Source organism: Achromobacter sp. 10T422 (assembly GCF_056394065.1).
This window is the reverse complement of record NZ_JBFTHD010000003.1, coordinates 425330-439367: the sequence shown is the minus strand read 5'-3', so window position 1 is coordinate 439367 and position 14038 is coordinate 425330. Positions and strand designations below refer to the sequence as shown.

Genomic DNA, 14038 nt, shown 5'->3' with positions numbered 1-14038 from the left:
GCGGGTCAGCCGGCCTGCACCTGCCCATCGCCCGCGATCATCTCGCCCACCACCGCCGCCTGATCAAAGCCCTGGCTGCGGAACAGCGCCAGCACCGATTCCGCGGCCTCGGGCGCGCATGACACGAGCAAACCGCCCGACGTTTGCGGATCGGTCAGCAAGGCGCGCTGTGTGTCGGTGACCCCAGCGCCCAAACGCACGGCGTCGCCATACGACGCCCAGTTGCGGCCAGACGCGCCGGTGATGATGCCTTCGGCCGCAAAGGCTTCCACGCCCGGCAGCCAGGGCAAGGCATCCAGATGCAGCCGCGCCGTCAGCTTTGCGCCGCGCGCCATCTCCAGCGCGTGGCCCAGCAAACCAAAGCCCGTCACGTCGGTCACCGCGTGCACGCCATCTAGCGTGGCCAGCGCCGCACCGGGGCGGTTCAAGCGGGTGGTGGTGTCGATCATGACGCGGTAGCCGGCCTCGTCCAGCCGATTCTTTTTCAGTGCGGCCGACAAAATGCCCACCCCAAGCGCCTTGCCCAGAATCAGCACGTCGCCCGCGCGCGCATCGGCATTGCGCTTCACGCGATCCGGGTGCACCAGCCCCATCACCGCCAGACCGTAAATGGGTTCGACGGAATCAATGCTGTGGCCGCCCGCCACCGGAATGCCGGCCTCCGCGCACACCGATTCGCCGCCGCGCAGGATGTCGGCGATGACGCTGTGCGGCAATACGTTGATCGGCATGCCGACGATCGCCAGCGCCATGATGGGCGTGCCGCCCATTGCGTAGACGTCCGACAGCGCGTTGGTGGCCGCGATGCGGCCGAAGTCGTGCGGGTCGTCAACGATGGGCATGAAGAAATCAGTGGTGGCGATCAGCGCTTGCTCGTCGTTCAGCCGATACACCGCCGCGTCGTCGGCGGTTTCAGTGCCCACCATCAAATTTGGATAGCTGGCGGCAGGCCCGAAACGCTTGAGCAATTCCGACAGCACGCCCGGCGCAATCTTGCAGCCGCAGCCGCCACCGTGCGAAAGCGAAGTCAAACGCGGTGCGGGCGGGGCCGCGACGTCCTGGGTCATTTCAGTCTCCGTGGATCAATCGAAAAAGGATAGCATCGGCCCCGCTGTTGGCCCTATGATGTTTTGGCAGATCGCATCGCATTCAGCAGCAACGGACGGCCGCCCGGCTCCGGGCGCACCGACAGCCAATCTTCACCGTGCGTGGGGGCTTCATGGATCGCCGACACTTTCTCCGTTTCTCAGGCGCGTTGTGCGCCGCCACAACCGCCTTGCCGCAAGCGCTGCGCGCGCAGCAGGCGCCCGTCAGCGCCGGTTGGCGCAGCTTCGAACTCACCACCGATATTCGAGTCACCGACCCCGGCGCACACACGCGCATCTGGATTCCGGTGCCTTACGCCACCGACACTGCTTACCAGCGCGGCGCGCAAACCACGTGGCAAGTCAGCGGCGGCGGCACCGCCCAGTTAATGCGGGCGCCGGGCTACGACGTGCAGATGCTGGCCGTGCAATGGCCCGATGCACAGACCCCGCGCGCGGTCACGATGACAAGCCGCTTCCAGACGCGCAACCGCCGCGTGGACCTGACCGCGCCACCGTCCGCCGATGCCGTCTTGGAAACGCCCGACGCGCTGCGCGAATACTTGAAGCCCACCGCGCTGCTGCCCACCGACGGCATCGTCAAAACCACCGCCGACCAGATCACACGCGGCCATCAGGGCGACGTGGCGCGTGCGCGCGCCATCTACGAATGGGTCGTTGAAAACACCTGCCGCACGGCATCCACGCGCGGCTGCGGTGTGGGCGACGTGCGCTACATGCTCACGGCCAATGATCTGAACGGCAAGTGCGCCGACATCAATGCGCTGTTCGTGGCCTTGGCGCGTGCGGCCGGCATTCCCGCGCGCGATGCCTACGGCCTGCGCGTGGCGAATTCCGAGCTGGGCTACAAGAGCCTGGGCAAAGCGGGCGACGTCACCAAAGCGCAGCACTGCCGCGCCGAGTTCTATGCGTCGGGTTATGGCTGGGTGCCGGTCGACCCGGCGGACGTGCGCAAGGTCATGCTGGAAGAGCCGCCCGGCGAATTGCCCTTGACCGACGCCAAGGTGCGCGCCGCGCGCGTCATGTTGTTTGGCGCCTGGGAAATGAACTGGGTCGCCTATAACCACGGCCACGATGTCGTCCTGCCCGGTTCCGCGCATGACCCCGTGCCGTTCCTGATGTACCCCAACGGCGAGACGGCCGCCGGGCGTCTGGACAGCCTGGACCCGGCAAGCTTCAGCTACACGCTCACGGCAAAACCCGTGTCCATCTGACCCCTGCGGAGGAAGCCGCCTTGATCAGTCGTCGCCGTCTGCTTCAATCCGGCCTGTCGTTGGCGGCCGTGCCTGCCTGGGTGCGGGCCGCCACCGACTCCGCGCTGAAAACCGCCACCGGCCCCGACTGGGCGCCCTGGACCGCGCCCACCCCCCCGCTCATCCTGCCTGACCTTTCCGGCCGCGAACAGAAGCTGTCGGCGTGGCGCGGCAACGTCGTCATCGTCAGCTTCTGGGCTACCTGGTGCGATCCCTGCCGCGATGAAATTCCGTTGATGTCCACCATGGCCAAGCGCCATCGCGAAGAAGGCCTGCGGCTGGTTGCGGTGAACGTGGGCGAAGCGCTGGGCAAGGTGTCGACCTTTCTGGCGAAATGGCCAGTGGCCGGCACGGTCTTGCACGACCGGAACAGCGCGGCGTCGAAGAAGTGGGAAGCGATTGGGTTACCCGCCAACTACCTGGTGGACCGAGGCGGATCAATCCGGTATTGGCACTTGGGGGAACTGGATTGGACGTCGGCGCGCGTGACGAGCGTGGTGACGCGGATGCTGCGCAGCTGAAGTGCGCGGATGAAGTGCGCAGATGACTCGCGCGGATGTCTTGCATTGTTGACGTGGGCCGCTGAATTGCGCACCTGAAACAACGTGGCGGAAGGCAGCAGGAGTCGAACCTACCTGGGAGCGTCTGACGCCCCCAACTGGGTTTGAAGCCCAGCCGTGCCGCCGGGCACGAATGCCTTCCGCAGCGGACCGCCTATGATACCGGCTGCTGCGATTTTTGCAGCCGCTCTTGCCGTCCGTATTACGGACGCTCTTGCTGCACCCCTTGCGCAACGGCATACGCGCTTTCGGCGCGCAGCACATGCGTGTCCCGCACCCGCCGCGTGTAGCCCACGCGATCAAAGAATTCCAGAATCTGGATGGCGCGCTTGCGGCCCAGCCCGGTGGCGTCACGGAACACGGCTGCGTTCAAACCGCCCGGCTGCGCGGCCAGATCCGCCGCCAACCCCGCCAACACCCGCACCTGATTGCGGTGATAGAACAGGTCCTTGACCACCTGCGCCACCTCGCCGCGCCGCAGCAGCTTGCGTAGCAATTGCCGCACGTGCTCTTCGGACGCTTCCAGTGATCGCGCCAGATCCCGCACCCAAGGGGGATCAAACGCACCGGCCTCCAGCAGCGGCAACAGCCGCGCCGCCAGGGCGATTTCGGCATCCGCCAACGTGGATGTGTGCGCCGGCAGATGCAGCCACGGCCCGTTGCGCACAATGCGGCCATCGCGTTGCAGCGCATCCAGCACCGCCGTCCACAACGCATCAGGCCCCACCGGCATCGCCATCCGGCGCAAGCGCGCGCCATCGGGGCCGGGTTCATCCGGCGCGCTGTGGTGGAAGGCCGCCAACGCTTGTTCCACGCGCGCGCGCAGCGCGTCCCAATGGGCAGACAAGATCAAGGTGCGCGGGGCTTGGGCATTGCGCGTCTCGAGCCACAAAGCGCCGTGCGGCGCTTCGATGTCGCGTACCGGCTTGCCGGTCAGGCGTTGCAATGTGGCTTCGTCCAGACCCAACGGCGCATGCTCCAGCACCGGCGCCAGGCCGCCGCCATCCAGCATGTCGGACAGCGCCTGCAAGCCTTGCAGGCGCGAGGCGGCGCGGCGCTTGCGGTCGGGCGCGTTCGGGTCCAGCACCCGGCCGCCGCCGACGGTGCGCGTGGCCTGCGCATTGCGCACGATGTAGCGGTCGCCGGGCATGGCGCAGACGGGCTCGTCGAACACCAACTGCACCCAGCCTGACTGCCCGGGCGCCAAGGTTTCGGCGCTAAGCGGCACCACGTGCGCCACATGGCGCGCCGCGCCGATGTGCACATGCAGCGGCGCCCAGGCGCGCACGGGCGCATCGGCGGACGGCAGCAGGGTCAACGCCACATCAACATGGCGCGACGGCAGAAAGCAGCGCGCATCCGCAATCCAGTCGCCGCGTGCGATGGCCTGCTTGTCGATCCCGGCCAGATTCAAGGCGCAACGCTGACCTGCCACGCCGGTTTCGCTGGGCTGATTCTGCGCATGGATGCTGCGCACCCGCACGCGTGTGCCAGCGGGCATCAGGCGCAGATCGGCAGCGTCGTCGCCCGCGCGCACCTGCCCCGCGTGCGCCGTGCCGGTCACCACCGTGCCGTGGCCCGCCAGCGTGAACACGCGGTCCACGGCCAGCCGGAACAGGCCCGCCGCATCGCGCTGACGCAACGCTTCGGCTTGCGCGTGCAAATAGGTGTTGAGTTCGGCCGTGGCGGTGTCGCCGGGTTGTGACGCGCACACGGCGAACACTGGCGCGCCATCCAGAAACGTGCCTGCCGTCAGCTCGGCAATCTGCGCGAGCACGGCAGCTTGTTGCGCGGCGTCGGCGCGGTCGGCTTTGGTCAGGGCGACGGCGCCTTGCGCCACGCCCAGCAACGACAGAATGGCCAGATGCTCGCGCGTCTGCGGCATCACGCCGTCGTCCGCCGCCACCACCAGCAAGCCGAAGTCGATGCCGCTGGCGCCCGCCGCCATCGTGTGCACCAGCTTTTCATGGCCGGGCACGTCGATGAAGCCCAGCACGTCGCCATTGGCCAGCGGCGTGTAGGCGTAGCCGAGTTCAATGGAAATACCGCGCGCTTTCTCTTCCTTCAGGCGGTCGGTGTCCACGCCCGTCAGCGCGCGTACCAAGGTGGTCTTGCCGTGGTCGATATGCCCCGCGGTGCCGATGATCATGCCAACGGCTCCGCCAATTGCGCGGCAAACGCGGCTTCGTCGCGCGCTTCCAGGCAGCGCAAATCCAGCCACAGCGCGTCGTCGGCAATACGGCCGATAACGGGCGTGGGCAAGCGGCGCAGCTGCGCTTCCAGCTTGTCCAGATGGCGTCCCGGACGGCCGCTGCCCGTGTAGCGCACGGCCAGGCCGTAGCTGGGCAACTGGTCCACCGGCAACGCACCGCTGCCAATCTGGCTGAACATCGGCACGGCTTCCACCGCGTAGTTCGGCCCCACGGCATGCGCCAGCGTGCCGCGCAGGGCTTCGGCTTGCGGCTGAATCTGGCGTTGCGGACGCGTCAGCAGGCGCAGCGTGGTCAGGCGTTGCGACAGGAATTCCGGTGCGCGGTACAGGCCCAGTACGGGTTCCAGCGCGGCCAGCGTCAGCTTGCTGACGCGTAGCGCGCGCTTGAGCGGATTCTTCTTGATCTTGCGGATCAGGTCGGCGCGGCCCACCAGCAGTCCCGCCTGCGGGCCGCCCAGCAGCTTGTCGCCGCTGAAGGTAACCAGGTCGGCGCCAGCCTCGATGGTCTCGCGCACGGTGTCTTCCTTGGGCAGGCCGAATTGGGTCAGGTCCACCAGCGTGCCGCTGCCCAGGTCCACCGTGGCCGGCAAACCCTTGGCGTGCGCCAGCGCCGCTACCTCGGCCACGCTCACGCTCTTGGTGAAGCCGGTGACCGCGTAGTTGCTGCAATGCACCTTCATCAGCATCGCGGTGCGCGGGCCGATGGCGGTGTCGTAATCGGTGGCGTGCGTGCGGTTGGTGGTGCCCACTTCAACCAGCTTGGCGCCCGCGCGCTTCATGATGTCGGGGATACGAAACGCGCCGCCGATTTCGACGAGCTCGCCGCGTGACACAACCACTTCACGTTTGTCGGCCAGCGCGTTCAGCATCAGCAGCACAGCGGCCGCATTGTTGTTGACGACGGTGGCCGCTTCCGCGCCCGTCAGTTCGCACAGCAGCTCGTCGATGAGATCGTCGCGGTCGCCCCGGCCGCCGGTGTCCAGGTCGAACTCCAGGTTGGCGGGCGTGGTCAGCGCGCGCAATACGGACGCCACCGCTTCGTCGGGCAGCAGCGCGCGGCCCAGGTTGGTGTGCAACACCGTGCCGGTCAGGTTGTAGACGGCGCGCAGACGCGGCTGGGCCGCTTTATCCAATGCCGCCGACACCCGGGCCGCAACAACCGGCGCATCGAGTTCCTGGCGCATCAAGCCGCCCGCCAGCGCCCGTTGGCGCAAGGCATCCAGATCGCGCCGCAACGCCGCAACCACTTGAGTGCGGCCATGCGTGTCGAGCGCCGTGCGCAACGCGTCGGCATTCAGCAAGCGGTCTAGCGGGGGAATATCGGAAACGGCGGCCACACTGCCTTCTGACGGGTGCTGGGCCATGCTATTCCTCGTTGCCGTGCCACAGCAGGGGGTTGCCGCTTGCGCGTGAATAGCCCGCCTCGCCTACCAGCACGTCCAGCATCAGGCTGGCCAGGTCATCGGCCACCGGCTCTACGTACAGGTCTTTGTCTTGGTAGAAGATCTTGCGATAGGTGTGGCAGTGGTCGCAGGTTTCCGCCTTGATGGCGGGCGAGCGGCCGTCGATGGCTTGATACGCCACCGATTCCACGTCTTCACAATGCGAGCATTTCACACGCACCATGTGCCATTGCGTAGCGCACAGGCTGCAACACAGGTAGCGGTAGCCTTCGTACTGGCCGCCGACGCGCACCACGCTGGCCACCGGCAGGCTGGCGCACACGGGGCAGACGCCAAACGGGCTGACCACGGGCAATTGCTTGTCGTCAAAGCGGCTGGCCAGGTCCGTCCAGTACACCTGCAAGGCCGCCATCACGAACGGGGCGGCGGCGCCGTCCACGCCCTGGTCCTGTTCGGACAGCACGGCTTCGGCCAGGTCTTCGAGCGATTCGGGGTCTTCGTCCACGGCGCGGCGCAGCGCGCGGCAGACGTCAACGGCTTCGGCGGGCACGTTCTGGCCGCGCGAAACGTCGTCCACCAATTGCGCCAGGATGCCCCGCCACATCGGGTCGCGCGGCCAGCCCACGGCTTGCAACGGCGGCATGCCGTGCGCCTGCGCCAGGGCAAGGCGATCTTCCGATGCACCCGGCGCCGCACAGTCTTTCAGCGCGCGCTGCTGGGCGTCAACCAATTGCGCCATCAGCAAAAGATAGTCAGCCACGGGGCTGTCGGCCGCCAATTGCCGCAAGCGCGCGGCACGCGTCGCAAACACCGACGCGCGGTCGGGCAGGCTGACGCGGGGGATGACATTGTGGTCTAGCGCTTCGATCTCGCCGCGCGGAAGAATTCGCTGCAATTGCGTCTCCAAGAAAACAAACACGGCTGCCAGCCTTCGAAGAAGGATAGCAGCCGTGCGGTCAGGATAAAACTGGCGCTACTTTCGGATCTGTTCGCGGAACCAGGCGCGGTGGTGTTTCCACGCCCAGCCAGCGGTGACATAACCGCGCAGCATCGCGGTGAGCGATCCCTTGACCCAGATGGCCGCGTAGATGTGCACGATGATCGAGCAGATCAGCACCAGCGCCGTCACGGCATGCACGACGGACGCCACCCGCACCACCCAGATGGGGAAGTAGAACGCGAAGAACTCGCGCCAGATCACGATGCCGCTGGCAAACAGCCCCAGCATGCACAGCACCAGCACGTAGAACAGCAGCTTCTGGCCGGCGTTGTACTTGCCGACTTCGGGCAGCTTTTCTTCGCGGTTCTCGACCACGTCGTTCAGTTGCTTCAACCACTGGCGGTCGGCCTTCGTCATCAGGTTGTGCCGCCACATGTGGCCGGCGAACACGACGAAGCAGGCGAACATCACCACCCCGATGAAGGGGTGCAGGATGCGCGTCCAGGGGCCGCCGCCAAACAGGTTGGACAACCAGTACATCGACGGGTGGAACAGCGCCAGCCCGGACAACGCCAACAAGATGAACGTGAGGGCAATGATCCAGTGGTTGGTGCGCTCGCCCGGCGTATAGCGCTTGATCCGGCGGTGACGGTGGTCTTCACTCATGGCGCACCTCCTCTTCGGCACGGCGTTCGTCTTCTTCCGAGACCTCGTTGCGGCCCACGCGGGCGTAGTGGAAGAAGCCCGCCAAGGCGGTCAGGGCCATCATGGCCACGCCCAGCGGTTTGGCCAGCCCCTTCCACAACGACACCATGGGGCTGATATGCGGGTCTTTGGGCAGCCCGTGATACAGCCCGGGCTGGTCGGCGTGATGCAGCACATACATGACGTGGGTGCCGCCCACGCCTTGCGGGTCATACAGGCCAGCCTGATCGAAACCGCGGGACTTCAAGTCCACGATCCGTTCTTCGGCATGCTGCTTCATGTCTTCTTTGGTGCCGAACACGATGGCGCCGGTGGGACAGGCCTTGACGCACGCCGGCTCCTGGCCGACGGCCACGCGGTCGGAACACAAGGTGCACTTGTACGCCTTGTGGTCTTTCTTGGAAATGCGCGGCACGTTGAACGGGCAGCCGGTGATGCAGTAGCCGCAGCCAATACAGTTTTCTTCGTGGAAGTCCACGATGCCATTGGTGTATTGGATGATGGCGCCCGGCGAGGGACAGGCTTTCAAACAGCCCGGGTCCTCGCAGTGCATGCAGCCGTCTTTGCGGATCAGCCATTCCAGGTCGCCTGCGGGGTTCTCGTATTCCGAGAAACGCATGACGGTCCAGGAATGCTCGGTCAGGTCGGCCGGGTTGTCGTAGACGCCCACGTTGGTGCCGATCTCGTCGCGCAGATCGTTCCATTCCATACAGGCGCTTTGGCAAGCCTTGCACCCGATGCATTTGGAGACGTCGATCAGCTTGGCCACCGAGCCCGTGATGGGTTCACGGATGCCCGGCGGCGGGGTCGTGGTGGCGGAGCGCCGCTTGATGTCTAGGGATTGCAGGGACATGTCGGTTCTCCTAAGCCTTCTCGACCTTGACCAGGAACGACTTGAATTCCGGTGTTTGGGAATTGCCGTCGCCCACGACCGGCGTCAACGTGTTGGTCAGGAAGCCGGGTTTGGCCAGGCCCACGAAACCCCAGTGGATGGGTATGCCTACGTGGTGCACGGTCTTGCCCTCGATGGTCAGCGCGCGCAGGCGCTTGGTGACCAGCGCCACGGCCTTGATGTAGCCGCGGTTGGACGAGACCTTCACACGTGACCCGTTGGCGATGCCCAGTTCCTTGGCCAGCGCGTCGCCGATTTCAACGAATTGCTCCGGCTGGAGAATCGCGTTGATGCGGACGTTCTTGGTCCAGTAGTGGAAGTGCTCCGTCAGACGGTACGTGGTGGCCACATAGGGGAACTTGTCCACCGTGCCCATCGCGGCCAGGTCGTCCTTGAAGACGCGCGCGGCCGGATTGCTGGTGACACCCTTGGCCTTCGGATACAGCGGGTTGTAGCCCAGCGGCGTCTCGAAGGGTTCGTAGTGCTCGGGGAACGGCCCTTCGGCCATGCCCGCCTTCGCGAAGAAGCGCGCCACCCCTTCCGGGTTCATGATGAACGGACCCATGCCGCCATCGGGGTTTTCATCGCCCTTGAAGTCGGGGATGTCGGCGCCCGTCCAGATCTTGCCGTTCCACGAGATCAGGCTGCGGCGCGGGTTGAATGGCTTGCCCGACACGTCGCACGATGCGCGGTTGTACAGGATGCGGCGGTTGGCCGGCCACGCCCACGCCCAGTTCAGGGTTTGGCCGATGCCGGTCGGGTCGCTGTTGTCGCGGCGCGCCATCAGGTTGCCGCCGGGGCCCCAGGCGCCGGCGAAGATCCAACAGCCGCTGGCCGTTGAGCCATCGTCGCGCAATTCCGCAAAGCCCGCCACTTGTTCGCCGCCCTTGCGCACGAGCTTGGTGGGGTCCTTGGGGTCCATGACGTCCACCAGCGCCTTGCCCGAATATTCCTTGGCCAACTCTTCCGCGGTGGGGTTCTGCGGGTTGGAGTACGGCCAGGACAGGTTGACGATGGGGTCGGGGTACTTGCCGCCTTCCTCCTGGTACATCTTGCGCAGGCGCGTGAAGATGAGCGACATGATTTCGATGTCGCTCTTGGCTTCGCCCGGAGGCTCGGCGCCCTTCCAGTGCCATTGCAGCCAGCGTCCGGAGTTCACCAGCGCGCCATCTTCTTCGGCAAAACAGGTGGTGGGCAGGCGGAAGACTTCGGTCTGGATCTTGGACGAATCCACATCGTTGTGTTCGCCCGCGTTGCGCCAGAACTCCGAGGTCTCAGTGACCAGCGGGTCCATGATGACCAGGTACTTCAGCTTGGCGAAGCCGTCGTTCAGCTTGCTCTTGTTCGGCGCCGCCGCAAGCGGGTTGAAACCCTGCGCGATGTAGCCGTTCATCTTGCCCTGGACCATGAGCTCGTAGACTTGCAGCATGTCGTACATCTTGTCGAGCTTGGGCAGATAGTCAAACGCCCAGTTGTTCTCGGCAGTGGCCGACTTGCCCCACCAGGCCTTCATCAGGCTCACGTGGAACTTGCCGTAGTTCTGCCAGTAGCTCAGCTGATTCGGACGCAAGGGCTTTAACGCACGCGTCTCGATGTACTTGGCGTAATCCTGCTCGGGCTCGTTGGGCAGCGTCATGTAGCCGGGCAGCAGGTTCGACATCAGGCCCAGGTCAGTCAGGCCTTGAATGTTCGAGTGCCCGCGCAGCGCGTTCATGCCGCCGCCGGCGATACCGATATTGCCCAGCAGCAGCTGCACCATTGCGCCGGTGCGGATGATCTGCGACCCGATGGAATGCTGCGTCCAGCCCAGCGCGTACAGGATGGTGGCGGCGCGATTCGTCGTGGCCGTAGAGGCCAGCATGTCGCACACCTTCAGGAACTTGTCGCGGGGCGTGCCGCACACGCGCTCAACCATGTCTTCGGTGTAGCGCGAGTAGTGCTTCTTCATCAGCTGGTAGACGGTGCGCGGATGCGTCAGCGTCGGGTCCGTCTTGACGAAGCCGTCATCGCCGCGCTCGTAGTCCCAGCTTGCCTTGTCGTACGTGCGCTTCTCGGCGTTGTAGCCGGAGTACAGGCCCGCGTCGAACGTGAAGTCCTCGCGCACGATGTAGGAAAAGTCGGTGTAGTTGCGCACGTACTCGTGCTGGATCTTGTCGTGATCCAACAGGTACTTGATGACGCCACCCAGGAAGATGATGTCGGTGCCGGTGCGTATGGGCGCATAGAAGTCCGCCACGGAAGCCGAGCGCGTAAAGCGCGGGTCCACGACGATCAGCTTCGCCTTGTTATGGGCTTTGGCTTCCGTGACCCATTTGAACCCGCACGGGTGGGCCTCGGCGGCGTTGCCACCCATGATCAGTACTACGTCCGCGTTCTTGATGTCGACCCAATGGTTCGTCATCGCTCCACGGCCAAACGTCGGGGCAAGACCTGCCACCGTCGGGCCATGTCAGACACGGGCTTGGTTATCGAATGCCAACATCCCCATGCTGCGCACGGTTTTGTGCGTGATGTAGCCCACCTCGTTGCTACTTGCCGAGGCGGCCAGCATGCCGGTGGTCAGCCACCGGTTAACGGTTTTGCCGTCCGCGGTCTTCTCGACGAAGTTCGCATCGCGGTCGGCTTTCATGAGTTTGGTGATGCGCGTCAGGGCGTCGTCCCACGACATCCGCACCCATTTGTCCGACCCGGGCGCCCGGTATTCCGGGAACTTGAGACGGTTGGGGCTGTGGATGAAGTCGATCAGGGCTGCGCCCTTCGGACAGAGCGTGCCGCGATTGACGGGGTGATCGGGGTCGCCTTCGATGTGCATGATGCTGGCGCGCGCGTTCTTGGCGCCGTCGCCCAGACCGTACATCAGCAAACCGCAGGCGACCGAACAGTAGGGACAGGTGTTGCGCGTTTCAGTCATGCGCGCAAGTTTGTACTGGCGAACTTCGGCCATGGCTGTGCCGGGAGCAACCCCGAGCAATGCCAGGCTGGAGCCTGCCAGGGTTGCACCTGTCACCTTGAAGAACTGGCGGCGATTCATGTTGACCATGAAGCACTCCTCTCCTGGTGAATGAAGAAAGCCGGAGGCCTGCCCGAAGGAAGAAGCCCTACAACTTCCAAGGATATTTCAATGAGTATATTCCGAAGCCGACCCAGCATGCCATGGGTCTATCCCCCTTTTCTGCGCGGATTTACAGGCGAAATGGGAGTTGTTCGCAGATTTTGGACGGTCGGCCGGCTGCTACCATTGCCGGCTGTCGTAATGTGCAGCGGCGTGGTTCTTGGCCCGCTTGCCCCCCGCTTGCACCTTCGATCGCACCTTCGCTTGCCCCTCGCTTGCACCCTGCTTGCCCCTGTTGCCCCTTTTTGCCTGATCGCTGGAGCGCCGATGCGCCGCTTTGCCCCGTTGGCCCTGTCTCTTGCCGCCCTGGCATGGACCACCGCCCCCGCCGCCCTGGCCGCCCCCGCCCGGCCCGCGCTGAGTCCCGCCGCGGCCGCCACCGAAGCCGCGCAGCAGGCGGCGATGGAAGGCTATCTGTACTTCTACCCGCTGGTCACCATGGACCTGACGCGGCGCCAGTTCACCCACCCGTCGCAAGGGGCTCAGGGCGCACCCGCCAACACCTTTCTGCATGGCCGCACCCTGCCCCAGCCCGGCACGGCGGCGCCGTGGACCAACCCCGACATGCTGCGCAGCACGGGCTGGCTGGACCTGACTGCCGGCCCCGTGGTGCTGTCGGCGCCCGATACGCAAGACCGTCTGTACACGCTAAGCCTGCTGGACATGTGGACAGACGTCTTCGCCACGCTGGGCAAGCGCACCACCGGCACGGCCAAGGGCAACACCGTGATCGTGCCGCCCGGCTGGACGGGCACCCTGCCCTCGGGCATGGCGCGCCTAGACGCCCCCACGGCGCACGTGTGGGCAAAGATCCTGATCCAGGCTGACGGGCCGGCGGACCTTTCTGCGGTCAACGCCTTGCAAGACGGCTTCACGCTGACGCCGCTGTCGCAATGGAACCTGCCCGCGCAATCGCAACGCGTGAAGTCGGACCCGAACCTGGACTTGAAGATTGCCGTGCGCGAACAGGTGGAATCCATGCCGACCGACGCCTTCTTCACCTACGCCTCCGAGCTGATGCGCAAGCACCCGCCGCACGCCACCGACCAGCCCGTGCTGGCGCAGCTGCGCCGGGTGGGCCTCATCCCCGGCCGCACCTTCGATTTCGACAAGCTTGACCACCCCGCCAAGCAAGGCATGCGCCGGGGCCTGCGCGCCGCGCGCGAGCGCATGGACGCCGCCGCCGGCCAATCATTGCGCAACCTGAACGGCTGGCAGCAGGAAACGGGCAGCGTCGGCGTCTATGGCAATGGCTATTTGCGCCGCGCGCTGGCGGCCCAGGCCCAGCCCGGCGCCGGCCTGCCCGAAGACCTGAGCGTGTTGCTGCTGGCGGCTGACAGCCACGGTGCGCCGATCGACGGCGCGCACCGCTACATGCTGCATTTTGAAAGCGGCCAGTTGCCGCCCGCAGGCGCCCTGTGGTCGCTGGCCGTGTACGACGGCCAGGGCATGCCGGTGGCCAATATGCTGAACCGCTACGCGCTGGGAGACCGCGCGCCGTTGGCCTACAACGCCGACGGATCGCTGGACGTGCATGTCAGCGCGCTGCCGCCCGCGCCTGAAGTCCAGGCCAACTGGCTGCCCGTGCCGGCCGTGGGCCCCGTGACGCTGCTGCTGCGCGTCTATGAGCCGGGCCCGGCCTTGCTGGACGGGTTGTGGATGCCGCCGGGAATGGTGCGCGATGAAGGGGAGACCAAACCCGAACCCCAATCCGAACTCGCCCCCCACATGGAACCTGCCCCCGCCCCTGCGGAGACCGCGCCGCTGGTGCAGGCCGCGCCGCCTGTCGCCGCGCCCGCTGCCGCCCCCGCCAAACCGTCAACCGCCACGCCCAAGAAACCCTGATCGCCGTACG

At 65.8% G+C, this 14038-nt stretch carries 10 protein-coding genes and 1 tRNA gene; 3 read left to right on the top strand and 8 right to left on the bottom strand.

The features are described from left to right. Positions 1–5 precede the first annotated feature (5 nt). Positions 6–1067, bottom strand: a complete 1062-nt coding sequence (selD, locus tag AC1DB0_RS09605) for a selenide, water dikinase SelD (RefSeq protein ID WP_342067462.1) — start codon at positions 1065–1067, stop codon at positions 6–8. A gap of 152 nt (positions 1068–1219) precedes the next feature. On the opposite strand from selD, the gene AC1DB0_RS09600 reads away from it, so the two are divergent. Beyond that, the gene (locus tag AC1DB0_RS09600) at positions 1220–2320 is read left to right on the top strand and encodes a transglutaminase-like domain-containing protein (protein ID WP_054421188.1); all 1101 of its coding nucleotides are present in this window, start codon (positions 1220–1222) and stop codon (positions 2318–2320) included. A gap of 20 nt (positions 2321–2340) precedes the next feature. Continuing rightward, a complete protein-coding gene (locus AC1DB0_RS09595; RefSeq protein WP_427951576.1) occupies positions 2341–2880 on the top strand; it encodes a TlpA disulfide reductase family protein in 540 nt (179 codons plus the stop codon). 85 nt (positions 2881–2965) lie between these two features. Here AC1DB0_RS09595 and AC1DB0_RS09590 read toward each other — a convergent pair. The 7 genes from AC1DB0_RS09590 to fdnG all read right to left on the bottom strand — a co-directional run bounded on the left by AC1DB0_RS09590 (position 2966) and on the right by fdnG (position 12111). Continuing rightward, a tRNA-Sec gene (locus tag AC1DB0_RS09590) sits at positions 2966–3061 on the bottom strand. A 60-nt stretch (positions 3062–3121) separates the two neighbouring features. Next, positions 3122–5068 carry a selenocysteine-specific translation elongation factor gene (gene selB / locus AC1DB0_RS09585; RefSeq protein ID WP_476757414.1) on the bottom strand — a complete coding sequence of 649 codons (1947 nt, stop codon included), beginning with the start codon at positions 5066–5068 and terminating at the stop codon, positions 3122–3124. Then, positions 5065–6495 (bottom strand): L-seryl-tRNA(Sec) selenium transferase, encoded by a 1431-nt coding sequence (gene selA, locus AC1DB0_RS09580; protein ID WP_447576970.1) that lies wholly within the window; start codon positions 6493–6495, stop codon positions 5065–5067. The genes selB and selA overlap by 4 nt, the downstream gene beginning before the upstream one ends. Position 6496: 1 nt before the next feature. After that, positions 6497–7429 carry a formate dehydrogenase accessory protein FdhE gene (gene fdhE / locus AC1DB0_RS09575; RefSeq protein WP_342067467.1) on the bottom strand — a complete coding sequence of 311 codons (933 nt, stop codon included), beginning with the start codon at positions 7427–7429 and terminating at the stop codon, positions 6497–6499. A gap of 78 nt (positions 7430–7507) precedes the next feature. After that, the gene (locus AC1DB0_RS09570) at positions 7508–8140 is read right to left on the bottom strand and encodes a formate dehydrogenase subunit gamma (RefSeq protein ID WP_054421183.1); all 633 of its coding nucleotides are present in this window, start codon (positions 8138–8140) and stop codon (positions 7508–7510) included. Beyond that, entirely contained in the window at positions 8133–9032 is a 900-nt protein-coding gene (fdxH, locus tag AC1DB0_RS09565) for a formate dehydrogenase subunit beta (RefSeq protein WP_175170585.1), read from the bottom strand. Before fdxH ends, AC1DB0_RS09570 begins: the two co-directional genes overlap by 8 nt. 10 nt (positions 9033–9042) lie before the next feature. Continuing rightward, entirely contained in the window at positions 9043–12111 is a 3069-nt protein-coding gene (fdnG, locus tag AC1DB0_RS09560) for a formate dehydrogenase-N subunit alpha (RefSeq protein WP_156336342.1), read from the bottom strand. A 339-nt stretch (positions 12112–12450) separates the two neighbouring features. Between fdnG and AC1DB0_RS09555 the strand changes: the two genes are divergently transcribed. Continuing rightward, entirely contained in the window at positions 12451–14028 is a 1578-nt protein-coding gene (locus AC1DB0_RS09555; protein WP_476757413.1) for a DUF1254 domain-containing protein, read from the top strand. Positions 14029–14038: the final 10 nt, after the last annotated feature.